This is a genomic window from Pseudomonas fluvialis (genome assembly GCF_014207935.1).
Classification (GTDB): domain Bacteria; phylum Pseudomonadota; class Gammaproteobacteria; order Pseudomonadales; family Pseudomonadaceae; genus Aquipseudomonas; species Aquipseudomonas fluvialis_A.
Map to the genome: position 1 here is coordinate 191198 of NZ_JACHLL010000005.1, position 15164 is coordinate 206361.

Sequence of the window (15164 nt, forward strand, 5' to 3'; positions counted from 1 at the left end):
GAGCTTTACCGTATGAAGAGCTATAAGAAGATTCTGCTGGCCGTCACCGCTACCCTGGCCTTCGGTACCCAGGCCATTGCGGCCGACAAGCTGCGCATCGGCACCGAGGGCGCTTACCCACCCTTCAACCTGATCGATGCCAGCGGCAAGGTCGTCGGCTTCGACGTCGACATCGCCAATGCCCTCTGCGCCAAGATGAAGGTCGAGTGCGAAGTGGTCACCTCCGACTGGGACGGCATCATCCCGGCCCTCAACGCCAGCAAGTTCGACTTCATCGTCGCCTCGATGTCGATCACCGAAGAGCGCAAGCAGGCCGTCGACTTCACCGACCCCTACTACACCAACAAGCTGCAGTTCATCGGCCCGAAAGGCACCGAGTTCAAGACCGACAAGGCCAGCCTGAAGGGCAAGGTCATCGGTGCACAGCGCGCCACCATCGCCGGCACCTGGGCTGAGGACAACCTCGGCGACGCAATTGAGCTGAAGCTCTATGACACCCAGGAAAATGCCTACCTCGATCTGGCCTCCGGTCGCGTAGATGGCGTACTGGCCGACACCTTCGTCAACTGGGAATGGCTGAAGAGCGATGCCGGCAAAGGCTTCGAGTTCAAGGGCGACCCAGTCTTCGACAATGACAAGATCGGCATCGCCGTGCGCAAGAACGATGCACTGCGCGAGAAGCTGAATGCTGCCCTGAAGGAAATCGTGGCTGACGGCACCTACAAGCAGATCAACGACAAGTACTTCCCCTTCAGCATCCTCTGACCGACCGGCTAGCGCTGCCCCAGGGCAGCGCTAGCCCGGAGCAGTACTCCCCATGATCGATCTTCACGGCTTCGGACCGGCCCTGGCCGCCGGCACCCTCATGACCATCAAGCTGGCGCTCACCGCGCTGGCCATCGGCCTGGTGCTCGGCCTCTCCGGCGCACTGGCCAAGACCTCGCAGAACCCCATTCTCAGCACGATCGGCGGACTCTATTCGACCATCGTGCGCGGCGTACCCGAACTGCTCTGGGTACTGCTGATGTATTTCGGCACCGTCAATCTGATGCGCGCCCTTGGCCAATGGCTGGGCATGCCGCAACTGGAGCTGAGCGCCTTTGCCGCGGGCTCGATCGCCCTTGGCCTGTGCTTTGGCGCCTATGCGACAGAAGTGTTCCGCGGCGCACTACTGGCCATTCCGCGCGGCCACCGCGAAGCCGGTCAGGCGCTGGGCATGTCCCGCCCCCGCATATTCTGGCGCATCATCCTACCGCAGATGTGGCGCATCGCCCTGCCGGGCCTTGGCAACCTGTTCATGATCCTGATGAAGGACACCGCGCTGGTCTCGGTGATCGGCCTGGAGGAAATCATGCGCCGCTCGCAGATTGCCGTGACCGCCACCAAGGAGCCGTTCACCTTCTTCCTGGTCGCCGCCTTCATCTATCTGGGCCTCACGGTCATCGCCATGACGGCCATGCACTTCCTTGAGCGCCGCGCCGCCCGTGGTTTTGTGAGGAGCGCATAATGAATTGGGAAGTCATCATCAAGTGGTTCCCGCGCCTGCTCGAAGGTGCCGGGTTGACGCTGGAACTGGTTGCCATTTCGGTCGTCGCCGGCCTGCTGCTGGCCATTCCTCTGGGTATCGCCCGCTCCTCGGCGCACTGGTACGTACGCGCCCTGCCCTACGGCTACATCTTCTTCTTCCGAGGCACCCCGCTGCTGGTGCAGCTGTTTCTGGTCTATTACGGTGTGGCGCAGTTCGATGCCATCCGCCACGGCCCGCTCTGGCCGTATCTGCGCGACCCGTTCTGGTGCGCCGTGATCACCATGACTCTGCACACGGCGGCCTACATTGCAGAAATCCTGCGCGGCGCCATCCAGGCCATCCCGCCCGGCGAAATCGAAGCGGCACGCGCCCTGGGCATGTCAAAGTGGCAGACGCTGTTTTACATCGTCATGCCACGCGCTACCCGCATCGGCCTGCCGGCCTATTCCAACGAGGTGATCCTGATGCTCAAGGCCAGCGCCCTGGCCAGTACCATCACCCTGCTGGACCTGACCGGCATGGCTCGCACCATCATCGCCCGCACCTACCTGCCGGTAGAGATCTTCTTCGCGGCCGGCATGCTCTACCTGCTGATCGCGTACATTCTGGTGCGCGCCTTCAAGGTGCTGGAGCACAAGCTGCGAGTGGATGCCAGCCAGCAGGGGCGCTAAAAGCGCCCTGACCAAAATGCCTGATTCGTCCGCCTCGCCACTGGCGCAGCAGTTTGCTGCGCTGGATGTCTTTATCAGCGAGCATCAGGCACTGTGGCGGCCGCGCCCCTTCACCGAACGGCAGCTCGCCTGGGAGCGCGAGCACCCGGAGCTGGCGAGCTGGTTGCGCAGCCGCAGCCTGGAGCAGGCCGAAGCCGCGCACAATCACCCCGAGCAGCTGCAGGCGCCCGAACCATTCGCCCGCCTGGCACGCCAATCCAGCGCCCTGAGCCGGCTGCCCTCGCTGCCGCAGCATCCACTGCCGGACAGCCCGCCGCGGCTGTCCGTGGATGTTCCCGGGCGCAAGTGGCAACAGATCCAGGCCTTTGCCAGTCACCTGAGTTTTGCCCAGCAACCGCAGCACTGGCTCGACTGGTGCGCCGGAAAAGGGCACCTCGGCCGACTGCTGGCCAGTGACGGCAGGCAGCTGACCTGCCTGGAATGGGATCCACAATTGGTCGCCAGCGGCCGCCAGCTGAGCCAGCGTGTCGGTATCAATGCCCGCCACTACCAACAGGATGTACTCGCGGCGGACGCCGCACAGCACCTGCACAGCGAACACTGCCCAGTCGCCCTGCACGCCTGCGGTGACCTGCACGTGCAACTGCTCAAGCTGGCCAGCCAGGCCGGTTGCCAGCAACTGGCGATCGCCCCCTGCTGCTACAACCGCATCCACACCAGCCATTACCAGGCAATGTCGCAGACGGCAAAGGCCTCGAACCTGCAACTGAGCCTGGAAGACCTGCGCCTGCCGCTCAGCGAAACCGTGACGGCCGGCGCTCGCGTGCGCCGCCAGCGCGACCAGTCGATGGCCTGGCGCCTGGGCTTCGACCTGCTGCAGCGCGAACTGCGTCAATGCAACGAATACCTGCCCACGCCGTCACTGCCCGGCGACTGGCTGCACAAATCCTTCGCCCAGTTCTGCCTCGACCTCGCCGCCCTCAAGCAGCTACCAGCCGTCACCACGCAGGACTGGCCAGCACTGGAGGCCAAGGGCTGGCAGCGATTGGCAGAGGTTCGCAATCTGGAGCTGCTGCGCAACCTGTTCCGCCGTCCGCTGGAAGTCTGGCTGCTGCTCGACCGCGCGCTCTACCTCGAAGAACAGGGTTACCGGGTACGCCTCGGCGAGTTCTGCGCCAGCAGCCTGACGCCGCGCAATGTGCTGCTGCTCGGAGAGCGCTTACCCACAGGCGCTGTGGATAACTCTGGGGATATTCACTGAACAGATCGTGCTAAAGCCCAGCTGGCCTGGCTTTCAACTCGCTGCCGATTTTTTATCCATAAAATTTTTATTTTAATTTTCATGTACTTATGAGTTACTCATAACTACATCACAGTTTTGCTCGGTATCCAGCACAGGCCAAGCACCACTGTGCATAAGCACTTGCCACCGTTATCGCTGCACCCGGCTAAAACACTGAAAATCAAGGTTTACTCGCCAGCGCTGATCGCTATAATGGCGCCCGCACATGCCGGTATAGCTCAGCAGGTAGAGCAACTGACTTGTAATCAGTAGGTCCCGGGTTCGATTCCTGGTGCCGGCACCATTTAAAAAGCCCGCTCATAGCGGGCTTTTTTGTTTTCCCGGATCATCAATAATCACGCCTGCTGCTTGCTTTGCCAGAGCACAGTCCACAAGCTATGGACCTGCAATTGGCTTACGGATAACCCTTGCATATGCGCATTCTGATCACCGGCGGTGCGGGCTTCATCGGCTCGGCACTGGTTCGCTATCTGCTGAACGAAACCTCTCACGAAATACTCAATCTGGATAAGCTGACTTATGCCGGCAATCTGGAGTCGCTGGCCGGAGTTGCTGACAATCCACGATACCAGTTCGTTCAGGCCGATATAGCCGACAGCGCAACTGTCAGCCGCACGCTCGACGAGTTTCAACCGGATGCCATCATGCATCTGGCCGCAGAGTCCCATGTCGATCGTTCGATAGATGGCCCTGCTGCCTTTATCCAGACCAACATCGTCGGTACCTACGCTCTGCTGGAAGCCACCAGAACCTACTGGAGCGCCCTTGATGGCCGCCGCCAAAACAGCTTCCGTTTTCACCATATATCCACTGACGAGGTTTACGGTGACCTGCACGGCGTAAACGATCTGTTTACCGAAACGACGCCTTACGCACCAAGCTCGCCCTACTCGGCCAGTAAAGCCGCCTCTGACCATCTGGTACGCGCCTGGCAGAGAACCTATGGCCTGCCGGTGCTGATCACCAACTGCTCGAACAACTACGGGCCCTATCACTTCCCAGAGAAGCTGATCCCCCTGATGATTCTCAACGCGCTGGAAGGAAAGCCGCTGCCGGTTTATGGCAATGGCCAGCAGATACGCGACTGGCTCTATGTCGAGGATCATGCGCGCGCATTATTCAAAGTGGTGACCGAGGGTCAGGTTGGCGAGACCTACAATATCGGCGGTCACAACGAACAGAAGAACCTGCATGTTGTAGAAACCATCTGCAGCCTGCTGGAGGAGCTGGCCCCACAAAAACCCAGCGGAGTGGCTTGTTACCGCGACCTGATCACCTACGTGAAGGATCGCCCGGGCCACGACCTGCGCTATGCGATTGATGCCAGCAAGGTCGAACGAGAGCTGGGCTGGGTGCCCGAGGAAACCTTCGAGACAGGGCTGCGCAAGACCGTGCAGTGGTACCTGAACAACCTCGAATGGTGCCGTCATGTTCAGGACGGCAGTTATCAACGCGAGCGACTGGGAGCATAAGCATGAAAGGAATCATTCTGGCTGGCGGTTCTGGGACACGCCTGCACCCCATCACGCTCGGGGTATCCAAACAGCTCCTGCCGATCTACGACAAGCCGATGATCTACTATCCGATCTCGGTACTGATGCTGGCGGGCATTCGGGAAATACTGATCATTTCAACGCCGCACGACCTGCCCAACTTCGAAAAACTGCTGGGCGATGGTAGCCAGTTTGGCGTGCAGTTTTCCTACGCAGAGCAACCCTCTCCGGACGGTTTGGCCCAAGCCTTCCTGATCGGCGAGAGCTTTATTGGCAAAGACTCAGTCTGCCTGATCCTCGGCGACAATATTTTCCACGGCCAGCATTTCAGTCACCAGCTCCTCTCCGCCGCCCAGCAGAGTCATGGCGCTACGGTTTTTGGTTACTGGGTCAATGACCCTGAACGCTTTGGTGTGGTCGAGTTTGATGCGCAGGGCCGCGCCATTTCCATCGAAGAAAAACCTGCCCAGCCCAAATCCAGCTATGCCGTCACCGGTCTGTACTTCTACGACAACGACGTCATCAATATTGCCAAGGCCGTGGAGCCCTCACCACGGGGCGAACTGGAGATTACCGACGTCAACAATGCCTACCTCAAGCGGGGCGACTTGCGCGTGGAGCGTTTCGGCCGAGGCTTCGCCTGGCTGGATACCGGTACCCACGACAGCCTGCTCGATGCGTCGCAGTATGTGCAAACCATCGAACACCGCCAGGGTCTCAAGGTCGCCTGTCTGGAAGAAATTGCCTTCCAGCAGGGCTGGATCAGCCGCGAGCAATTGATGGCGCAAGCCAAGGCGCTGGGCAAGACCGGCTACGGCCAGTACCTGGCCAAGCTGGCCGGAGAGCAGGAATGAACGTAATTGAAACCACGCTGCCTGGCGTACTGGTCCTTGAGCCGAAGATATTTGGCGATGATCGCGGTTTCTTTTATGAAAGCTTCAACGCCCGTAGTTTTCAGGACGCGACTGGCCTGAATCCCGCCTTTGTTCAGGACAATCACTCCCGCTCTGCTCGTGGCGTGCTGCGCGGCCTGCACTATCAGGTACAGCAGCCGCAGGGCAAGCTGGTGCGCGTGACCGCAGGCGAAGTCTTTGATGTGGCCGTCGATATACGCCGCCACTCAACGACTTTCGGCCAGTGGTTTGGCCTGCATTTGTCGGCGGAAAACAAGCGACAGCTTTGGGTACCAGAAGGCTTTGCACACGGCTTTCTTGTCCTCAGCGAATATGCCGAATTTCTCTACAAGACTACCGACTACTACGCGCCGGCCCATGAGCGCTGCATCCGCTGGGATGATCCACAGCTGGCGATAGACTGGCCACTGGATGGTCTGACACCCCAGCTGTCCGGCAAGGATCAAGCTGGAGCCTCATTCCACGAGGCGGACCTGTTTCCATGAAGATCATGATTACCGGTGCCGCCGGGCAGGTCGGACGTGAGCTGTGCCTGGCCTTGGCCAAGCATGAGCTGATCGCCCTGGACCGTCAGGCACTCGACCTGAGTCAACCGCAGGCCATACGCCAGGTGGTTCGTCTGCATGCGCCGCAACTCATCATCAACGCCGCGGCCTATACCGCCGTTGATCTGGCTGAAAGCAACGAAGAAGCAGCTATCCAGCTCAATGCCCAAGCGCCGGGCATTCTTGCCGAAGAAGCCTGCGCGCTGGGCATACCGCTGATTCATTACTCCACCGACTACGTCTTTGATGGCCGCAAGCCGGCGCCGTGGAACGAAGAGGACACCCCTCACCCTCTGGGTGTCTATGGGCAGAGCAAGCTGGCCGGCGAAGACGCGATACGCCGCAGCGGTTGCACACACCTGATTCTGCGCACCAGCTGGGTTTATGCCCTGCATGGCAAAAACTTCCTGCTTACCATGCAGCGCCTGCTCAGCGAGCGCGACCATGTCGGTGTGGTGAATGATCAGGTCGGCGCACCAACTTGGGCCGGCAGCATCGCGCAAGCCACCGCCATGCTCATCGCGCGCTGGCAGAGCGGCTGTACGCAATGGGGTACCTATCACTTCAGCTGCGGCGGCAGTACCAGTTGGTTTGGCTTCGCCCAAACCATTGCCCGGCACCTGGCCGAGCAGGGGAAACTCAAGGCGCAGCTGCAGCCAATAGCCAGCAGTGACTATCCGACGCCCGCACAGCGCCCCGCCAACTCGCGCCTTGACTGCGGCAAGCTGAAACACGACTGGCAGGTAGAACTGCCCGAGTGGCAAACCGCTCTTGAGCAGTGCTGGAACAGCCAGCGCTGATAGAGCGGGCTAAGCCGGCCCGGAAAACCCGTTGCGCCCGGCCGGCACGCCGCTCCACAGCTCCTCGACATTGCGAAAGCCCCAGTCTTCTTGGGACTCGCGGCCGACGATCTTTTCCCGGCCGACCAGTTTGCTCAGATCGAGCACCTCAATCGGGATTGGCGCTTTCGACTTGGCAGAGAAGAACACCTTGACCCGCGGGGTCAGCAGGGACTTCTCGTGCTGTTCGGTGACCACACCAATGCGCCCACTTTCCAGGCGCACCAGCGAGCCGGTCGGGTAGATGCCCACCGACTTGACGAAGGCCTGGAACACCGCCTCGTCGAAATGTCCTTTGCTCCACTCCGCCATACGGCGGATCGACTCGGCCGGATCCCAACCCTTCTTGTAGGGTCGGTCCGACGTGATCGCATCGTACACGTCACACACCGCGCCCATCTTGGCAAACAGGCTGATCTGGTCGCCGGTCAGTTGATGCGGATAGCCACTGCCATCGACCTTCTCGTGATGGTGCAGGCAGACATCCAGCACCAGCGCGCTGACCTGGCCGCTGTCACGGAGAATCTGCCCGCCCGCCTCCGGGTGGTTGCGCACGATAGAAAATTCGCTGTCGGTCAGCTTGCCCGGCTTGTTCAGCACCTCATCGGGAATCGCCATCTTGCCGACATCGTGTAGCAATCCGGCTAGGCCGGCTTCACGCACCTGAGCTTCGGCCAGCCCCAACTGGCGAGCCAGGGCGATCATCAGCGCACAGACCGCCACCGAGTGCATGTAGGTATATTCATCGGCGTTCTTCAAACGCGCCAAGCTGATCAGCGCATTAGGGTGACGCAGTACCGACTCGGAGATTTCCTCCACCAGCGCCGCCGCCTGTTCGGTCTCGATCGCGAGGCCCATGCGTGCATCGCTGAACATCGCCACCACCGCCTCGCGCGAGCGCGAACACAGCTTCAGCGCCCGCGCCACCTCTTCGTCGAGACTGGCGCGCTGAGGCCGTTCCTGCTCCACGGTGGCGGCCAGCAAGCGCGCCTCAGCCTCAGCCGCGACTTCCTCCTGACTCTGACTGACTTGCCCTGCCTCGAGATCCAGGCCCTTGCTGGTATCTATCCATATCTCGCGCACGGCACTCTCGCGCACACGCAGCAGATCCTTCTGCGTCTCCAGGACAAATTTGGCTTTCCAGAATGGATGCTCCATCCATGAGCCGCAAAACTCATGAATGAACATGCCCAGGCGTAAATCCGCGACAGCAATTTTTTTCAGCACAGTCACCCGCCCATCTACAACGCAGCTGATATCCCTCAAGCATAGGCCACCGGCATCGCCATTGGCTCGCTAAATCCAAAACGGAATGGCCCCGGACATTGATCCAGCTCAGCGAAACTCGGGGCGGCGATCTTGACCCACGGCAACTGGCGGCACACTGCAGCTGTGCCATGCTGAAAGCATTGAACAGGAGCCCGCTGTGCAGACAATTCTGGTCATCGAAGACAGCCCCTTAGTGCTCAAGGTCCTGCAGCATCAGTTTCAGCAGGAAAGCGAGCTGCAGCCGATCTTCTGCGCCTCGCTGGCCGAGGCCGAGGTGGTCCTTGAAACCTTCGCCGGCCAGTTGTTCGCCGCCCTGGTCGATCTGCACCTGCCGGACGCGCCGAATGGCGAAGTGGTCGATCTGGTCCTGCGCTATCACTTGCCCACCGTCGTGCTCACCGCCACCTATGACGAACAGCGTCGCGACGAGTTGCTGCTCAAGGGCGTGGTCGACTATGTGCTCAAGGAAAGCCACTCCTATACCTATGCCCTGCGCCTGCTGCATCGGCTGGAGCGCAACCGCCACATCAAGCTGCTGATCGCCGACGACTCGGCGGCCACCCGCAACTTCATCCGACGCATCCTCACCCCGCATCTTTACCAGATCGTCGAGGCCGACGACGGCCTGGAAGCCCTGCGCATTCTCCAAGAGCAGCCGGATTTGGACCTGCTGCTGGTCGACCACACCATGCCCGGGCTCTCCGGTTTCGAGCTGGTCAAACGCCTGCGTCATGAGCTCAAGCGCACGGAGCTGATCATCCTGGGCCTCTCCGCCGACGGCAAAGGATCGCTCAGTGCGCAGTTCATCAAACAGGGGGCCGACGATTTTCTGCGCAAGCCGTTTTACCCCGAAGAACTCAACTGCCGGGTCATGCACGCCCTCGACCGCCGCGACCTGCTGCGCGCGCTGGAGCGCGCGGCCCTGTTCGACAGCCTGACCGGGCTGCTCAACCGCCGCGCCTTCACCGAACAGTGCCAGCAGGTGCTGCGCAAGAAGCGTCCGGTGGCGGTGGCCATGCTCGACCTCGATCACTTCAAGCGGATCAACGACCAGTTTGGCCACGCCAGCGGCGATGCGGCCCTGCTGACCTTCGCCAACGCACTGCGCAAGGCCTTTCCCCAGGCCCTCCAGGGCCGTCTCGGTGGCGAAGAGTTCGCCCTGCTCAGCCCTCTGCTGAGCGCCGAACAACTGAGCCAGCAGCTCGACCGCTTCCGCGCCCAACTGGCCGGCCTCAGCTACAGCCCCGGTGCGCCGCCATTGAGCTTCAGTGCCGGGGTCTACCAGGGCTGGGACGAAAAGTTGGAAACCCTGCTGCGTCTGGCCGACGACAACCTCTACCAGGCCAAGGCCGATGGTCGCGGCCGTACGGTGCAGCCGGTCCAGGCACCAGGCTGAACAGCCCCACTCGGCACCTGCCGCCCCGCCAGCGCGGGCGCCCTGTTAAACTGCCGGCCTATTCCTTGCCAGACGGCCTACCGTGACCACTTCCTCGCTCTTTTCCAGCCTGTCGCTGACACCCGCCATGCTGGCCAACCTCGAAGCCCTCGGCTACCAGCAGATGACCCCGATCCAGGCCGCCAGCCTGCCCCTGATGCTGCAGGGCCGCGACCTGATCGCCCAGGCCAAGACCGGCAGCGGCAAGACCGCCGCCTTTGGTATCGCCCTGCTGGCACCGCTGAATCCGCGCTTCTTCGGTTGCCAGGCACTGGTGCTCTGTCCGACTCGAGAGCTGGCCGATCAGGTGGCCAAGGAGCTGCGCCGCTTGGCCCGCGCCGCGGACAACATCAAGATTCTCACCCTCTGCGGCGGCGTACCCTTCGGCCCGCAGATCGGCTCGCTGGAGCACGGCGCCCACGTCATCGTCGGCACCCCGGGACGTATTCAGGAACACCTGCGCAAGGGCACCCTGAAACTCGACGGTCTCAACACCCTGGTTCTCGACGAAGCTGACCGCATGCTCGACATGGGCTTCTACGACAGCATCGCCGAAATCATCAACCAGACACCGAGCAAACGGCAGACGCTGCTGTTCTCAGCCACCTACCCGTCCGGCATCGAGCAGCTGGCAGCGACCTTCATGCGCCAGCCGCAGCAGGTCAAGGTCGAGGCCCTGCACAGTGACAACCAGATCGAGCAGCGTTTCTACGAGATCGATCCGCGCCAGCGCCTGGAACTGGTCGCCCGCGTGCTGGAACACTTCCGTCCGCAATCCAGCGTGGCCTTCTGCCACACCCGCCAGCAATGCCAGGAACTGGTCGAGGTGCTGCGCAGCCGGCATATCGCCGCCCTTGCCCTGCACGGCGACCTGGAACAGCGCGACCGCGACGAGGTGCTGACCCTGTTCTCCAACCGCAGTTGCAGCGTCCTGGTGGCCACCGACGTGGCCGCCCGCGGGCTGGATATCACCGACCTGGAAATGGTCATCAATGTCGAACTGGCACGCGACCCGGAAATCCATATCCACCGCATCGGTCGCAGCGGCCGTGCCGGCGCCAAAGGCCTGGCCCTGAGCCTGGTAGCCCCATCCGAAGCCGCCCGCGCCCAGGCCATCGAAGACCTGCAGCGCAGCCCACTGCACTGGGCCAGCCTCGACGAACTCAAGGCGGCTTCCGGCGCCGGTCTGCAGGCGCCGATGCAGAGTCTGTGCATCGCCGCCGGACGCAAGGACAAACTGCGTCCCGGCGACATCCTCGGCGCCCTCACCGGAGATGCCGGTATACCCGGCAGCCAGGTGGGCAAGATCGCCATCTTCGATTACCAGGCCTTTGTCGCCGTCGAGCGCGCCGTGGCACGCAGCGCCCTCAAGCGCCTGAGCGCTGGCAAGATCAAGGGGCGGGCGTTGAAGGTGCGTCTGCTGGAGGTTTAAACCTCCTGGAGTAATCAGCTGCCGCTAGCGCAGGGCATCGGCAATGGCGTGAATTTCGGCCTGGTGACTGACCAGCAGGGTCAGCTCGCCGTTGTCGCTGATGAAGTCCAGCGGCGGCAATAGCTTTTCGTAAGCCGCCAGGCTTTGCAGCGGCGGCAACTGGGCCAGTGGATTCATCTCCTTGATCGCATGATAGAGGCTGAGATTGACCAGATCGGTCAGTTGCACCTCCGCGCAGACGCGCTCATGCCAGTTGCCGGTGTGGCGGATCACCTCGATGTATTCCTCATCCACCGCCCACTTCTTCAGCATGATCACGCCCAGCGATTTGCTGTACTCGCGGCACAGGCCGTAATACAGCTCGCGGGTCGGCGCATCGATCTCGCCCTTGAATGCCGAGAGCACGCCCAGGGTTCCCACCTCGCTGAGCAGGCTGGCCAGCAGCGCATGCTCGGGATGTACATGGCCGATCACCCGCGCCAGAAAAGCCGCCGTGCTGGCCTTGAGCACCAGGCGCTCCCAAGCCTCGAGAAACAGTTTCTTGTGTCCCGCACTGTGCAGGGTGAACAGGCTCTTGACGCTGTGCGCCATGGTGACCCGATCGACCTGCTCCAGCCCCAGTACATTGAGCACTTCCAGCAGGGTCCTGGGAGGACGCCGAACACGCAGCAGAGCGCTGGAGGCATACTTCATCAGCAGCGCGCTCAGTGCCGGATCCCTACTGATCAGGCGTGCCAGCCCAGACAGGCTGACATCATCGGCACGCAGCGCGCAGCGAATCTCCAGGGTGATGCTGGGCAGGCTGGGCAACTGTTCCTGCCCCTCCATCAGCTGCGACACCACCTGGCGGTAGATCGAATAATCGCTTTGCGCCCTGTCCACGCCCACTCCTGCCAGCTGTCTCCTGCAGTCATCAAAGGTAGCGGATTGCCCGTCACCTGCCGGCTCAGCGCTCATCGGTTTTCTCGCCGGCCTTGGGCTGGACGGGCTTGAGCGAGGACGGCGCCGGGCGCTGCAGAGTGCTCGGGGCTGGCGTTGGGCTGACTGACGGCTGTCGCGGCGCCGCCCCAGGGCCGCGCAGCAGGGGCGCATGACCGTAGGGCGCCGGGCTCAAGGCTGGCGTCTGCACCGCCGGCGGACGGCCATAGGGCTGCGGCGTCGCCCGTCCTGGCTCAATGGCAGCCCACACGGGACTGAACGCACCCAGCAGCACACACAGCAGGACACCCTTGCGATACATGACCTATCTCCCTGACCAGATGACTGGCCGACCCGCTCGCCTCAGGCGACAATCGCCACCCCTCTGCTCTGGTTGTAGTCGACCATGGACAAACCTGCTCTGCTGGCGCACATCATCCAGCGCCTGAATGCCGACCTGCAGCAAGCCGTGCTGGCTGCCGAAGCGGCCCATGCCGATGCCACCCATGAGGAAAGCGTCGCAGAAAACCAGTACGACACCCTCGGCCTGGAAGCCTCCTACCTGGCGGCCGGACACTCGCGGCGGGTGCTTGAACTGCGCGAAGCTCTGGTGCGCTACAACGCCCTGAGCCTCAGGCCGCACGACGCCGAGCGAGGCATCCAGCTGACCTCGCTGGTCTGCCTGACAGATGAGCAGGGCCAGCTCCAGCATCTGTTCCTCGGCCCGGAGGGCGCGGCCGGCAAATTCGACAGCGCACAAGGCGAAGTACTGCTGATCAGCCCCCAGGCGCCACTGGCGCGCCAGCTGCTAGGGCTGCAGGAAGGCGACCAGCTGCAGGTGGCCGGCAAGTCCCTGACCGTGGTCGCCTACGACTGAGGCACAGCTGCCGCCAGCGGTGCCCGCACGCGCTCGGCAAAGCGTGCCGCCGGCAGCGCCGGCGCCCAGTAGAAGCCCTGGCCACGCGTACAGCCCAGCTCACGCAGGCGCTGCAGGGTAGCGGCATCCTCAATGCCTTCGGCCACCGTATGCAGGTTGAGACTCGCCGCCATCTGGATGATGGCGCGCACGATGGCCTCATCCTGACTGTCCTCACACAGACGGCGGACGAATGACTGGTCGATCTTCAGCGCCTCGACATCAAAGCGCTTGAGGTAGGCCAGATTGGAATAGCCGGTGCCAAAATCGTCGATGGCCAGGGTAATGCCCAGCGCCCGCAGGCGTCCGAGCATCTCGGTCAGGCCATTGGAGTCATCGATCAGCATCGACTCGGTCATTTCCAGCTCCAGCAGCTCCGCCGGCAGACCACTGTTTTGCAGGGCCTGGACGACCACCTGATCGATGTCGTGCCGGCGCATCTGCAGCGGCGAGAGATTCACCGCCATGACCAGCGACAGGCCCTCGGCATGCCACTGCGCGGCCTGGGCACAGGCCTGCTGCAACACCCAGGCGCCCAGCTCGATGATCAGCCCGGACTTTTCCGCCAGCGGAATGAACACGGCCGGCGAGACCTGGCCCAGCTGCGGGTGCTGCCAGCGCAGCAGGGCCTCGGCGCCAATCACCCGGCCACTGCGCAAGTCGTACTGTGCCTGGTAGTGCAGGCTGAATTCGCCCCGGGAAAACCCCAGGCGCATGGCCGTGATCAGCTGCAGATGCTCCAGCACGCTGGTGTTCATCTGCGCATCGTAGAAACGGAAGTTGTTGCGCCCGCTGTCCTTGGCCCGGTACATGGCGATATCGGCCTTTTTCAGCAGGGTATCGAAGTCCTCGCCATCGACCGGGTACAGCGCGATGCCCAGCGAACAGGTGGCACTGACCTCAATGCCTTCGATATCCAGCGGCAGCGCCAATAGTTCCAGCAACTGAGTGGCGATGGCCGCCACGGCATCCGCATCGGCGATATCACCCAGCACCACGAGAAACTCGTCGCCACTTTGCCGGCACACCGTATCCCCGCTGCGGGTACCGCACCGCAATTGCTCGGCCACATGCTGCAGCAGGCGATCACCGGCGCCGTGGCCGAGCGAATCGTTGAGCGTCTTGAAGTTATCCAGATCGAGAAACAACAGCGCCGCGCCGCCACCATCACGCCGTGCCTGGATCAGTGCCTGGTCGCAGCGCGCACGAGCCAGCACGCGGTTGGGCAGCTGGGTCAGCGCGTCATGCTGGGCGAGGAACTCGATCTGCGCCTGCGACTGGCGCACGCGCTGATTCTCTTCGCCTAGGCGCAGCAGGGCACGGCGCAGATCGCCCGCCAGCAGCCAGACGGCGGAGGCGATGACCGACAGGATGCAGATGATGTCGATCCAGGTGCCGATACGCACCGGCGGCAGGCGATTGACATGCCAGCCCTGCAGATTGCCCAGAGCCAGCAGGCTGACGTTGGCCAGCATGAACGCCAGCAAGGCGAAGAAGGTGCGGCGGCTGGCCAGAATCGCGGCAAACACCAGAAACCCCGGATAAGCCAGCAGACCACTGTCGCGCAGCCCCAGGTCAACCCACATGATGAGGCTGACCAGACTGGTCAGGGTCCACAGCATCAGGGCCGCGGCCTCATCCGAACGCCCCCGCTGCAACAGGCGGTACGAGCTGAACAGCAGACCGCCCGCCAGACCGATCAGGGCCAGGGTCAGCCAATTGCCGAAGTAGACATTGGACAGGCCGATCAGGCTCATCGCCACCAGCAGGATCTTCAGCAACTGCCCCAGGCGGTGGTGCTGCAGGACCTGCAACGGGTTGCCCGCAGACGAGGGTGACTCAGGCGCAATCATTGATCATGGGCTCCGGCATCGCCACGCGGCGAACTACCTGTGAATTCA

At 62.4% G+C, this 15164-nt stretch carries 15 protein-coding genes and 1 tRNA gene; 12 read left to right on the top strand and 4 right to left on the bottom strand.

Going from position 1 to position 15164, the window contains the following annotated elements; all coding sequences use genetic code 11:
- The first annotated feature begins 12 nt into the window (after positions 1–12).
- The 9 genes from HNP49_RS14355 to rfbD all read left to right on the top strand — a co-directional run bounded on the left by HNP49_RS14355 (position 13) and on the right by rfbD (position 7254).
- Positions 13–765, top strand: a complete 753-nt coding sequence (locus HNP49_RS14355; protein WP_184684362.1) for an ABC transporter substrate-binding protein — start codon at positions 13–15, stop codon at positions 763–765.
- A gap of 52 nt (positions 766–817) precedes the next feature.
- A complete protein-coding gene (locus HNP49_RS14360; protein ID WP_095939898.1) occupies positions 818–1507 on the top strand; it encodes an ABC transporter permease in 690 nt (229 codons plus the stop codon).
- Entirely contained in the window at positions 1507–2199 is a 693-nt protein-coding gene (locus tag HNP49_RS14365; protein WP_184684364.1) for an ABC transporter permease, read from the top strand. Before HNP49_RS14360 ends, HNP49_RS14365 begins: the two co-directional genes overlap by 1 nt.
- A 16-nt stretch (positions 2200–2215) precedes the next feature.
- A complete protein-coding gene (locus tag HNP49_RS14370) occupies positions 2216–3460 on the top strand; it encodes a methyltransferase (RefSeq protein WP_184684366.1) in 1245 nt (414 codons plus the stop codon).
- Positions 3461–3709: 249 nt separating this feature from the next.
- Positions 3710–3785 (top strand) — tRNA-Thr (locus HNP49_RS14375).
- Between the two features lie 130 nt (positions 3786–3915).
- Positions 3916–4974 (top strand): dTDP-glucose 4,6-dehydratase, encoded by a 1059-nt coding sequence (rfbB, locus tag HNP49_RS14380; protein ID WP_184684368.1) that lies wholly within the window; start codon positions 3916–3918, stop codon positions 4972–4974.
- A 2-nt stretch (positions 4975–4976) separates the two neighbouring features.
- On the top strand, positions 4977–5849 hold the full coding sequence (gene rfbA / locus HNP49_RS14385) for a glucose-1-phosphate thymidylyltransferase RfbA (RefSeq protein WP_184684370.1): 873 nt from the start codon (positions 4977–4979) through the stop codon (positions 5847–5849).
- On the top strand, positions 5846–6394 hold the full coding sequence (gene rfbC, locus HNP49_RS14390; protein WP_184684372.1) for a dTDP-4-dehydrorhamnose 3,5-epimerase: 549 nt from the start codon (positions 5846–5848) through the stop codon (positions 6392–6394). Before rfbA ends, rfbC begins: the two co-directional genes overlap by 4 nt.
- Positions 6391–7254 (top strand): dTDP-4-dehydrorhamnose reductase, encoded by an 864-nt coding sequence (gene rfbD / locus HNP49_RS14395; RefSeq protein WP_184684374.1) that lies wholly within the window; start codon positions 6391–6393, stop codon positions 7252–7254. Before rfbC ends, rfbD begins: the two co-directional genes overlap by 4 nt.
- Positions 7255–7263: 9 nt before the next feature.
- Here the strand turns inward: rfbD and HNP49_RS14400 are convergent, their stop codons facing one another.
- A complete protein-coding gene (locus HNP49_RS14400) occupies positions 7264–8520 on the bottom strand; it encodes an HD-GYP domain-containing protein (protein WP_184684647.1) in 1257 nt (418 codons plus the stop codon).
- A 199-nt stretch (positions 8521–8719) separates the two neighbouring features.
- On the opposite strand from HNP49_RS14400, the gene HNP49_RS14405 reads away from it, so the two are divergent.
- Complete coding sequence (locus HNP49_RS14405; RefSeq protein WP_184684382.1) at positions 8720–9958, top strand: diguanylate cyclase domain-containing protein; 1239 nt, start codon at positions 8720–8722, stop codon at positions 9956–9958.
- A gap of 82 nt (positions 9959–10040) precedes the next feature.
- The gene (gene dbpA, locus HNP49_RS14410; protein ID WP_184684384.1) at positions 10041–11429 is read left to right on the top strand and encodes an ATP-dependent RNA helicase DbpA; all 1389 of its coding nucleotides are present in this window, start codon (positions 10041–10043) and stop codon (positions 11427–11429) included.
- A gap of 24 nt (positions 11430–11453) precedes the next feature.
- Here the strand turns inward: dbpA and HNP49_RS14415 are convergent, their stop codons facing one another.
- Both HNP49_RS14415 and HNP49_RS14420 read right to left on the bottom strand, forming a co-directional pair.
- A complete protein-coding gene (locus tag HNP49_RS14415; protein WP_184684386.1) occupies positions 11454–12311 on the bottom strand; it encodes an HDOD domain-containing protein in 858 nt (285 codons plus the stop codon).
- Positions 12312–12375: 64 nt separating this feature from the next.
- On the bottom strand, positions 12376–12669 hold the full coding sequence (locus tag HNP49_RS14420; protein WP_184684388.1) for a hypothetical protein: 294 nt from the start codon (positions 12667–12669) through the stop codon (positions 12376–12378).
- An 84-nt stretch (positions 12670–12753) separates the two neighbouring features.
- Here HNP49_RS14420 and HNP49_RS14425 point away from each other — a divergent pair, with 84 nt between their 5' ends.
- Positions 12754–13224 (top strand): transcription elongation factor GreAB, encoded by a 471-nt coding sequence (locus HNP49_RS14425; protein ID WP_184684389.1) that lies wholly within the window; start codon positions 12754–12756, stop codon positions 13222–13224.
- Here HNP49_RS14425 and HNP49_RS14430 read toward each other — a convergent pair.
- On the bottom strand, positions 13215–15116 hold the full coding sequence (locus tag HNP49_RS14430) for a bifunctional diguanylate cyclase/phosphodiesterase (protein ID WP_184684391.1): 1902 nt from the start codon (positions 15114–15116) through the stop codon (positions 13215–13217). The two genes, HNP49_RS14425 and HNP49_RS14430, sit on opposite strands and share 10 nt — an antisense overlap.
- Positions 15117–15164 lie beyond the last annotated feature (48 nt).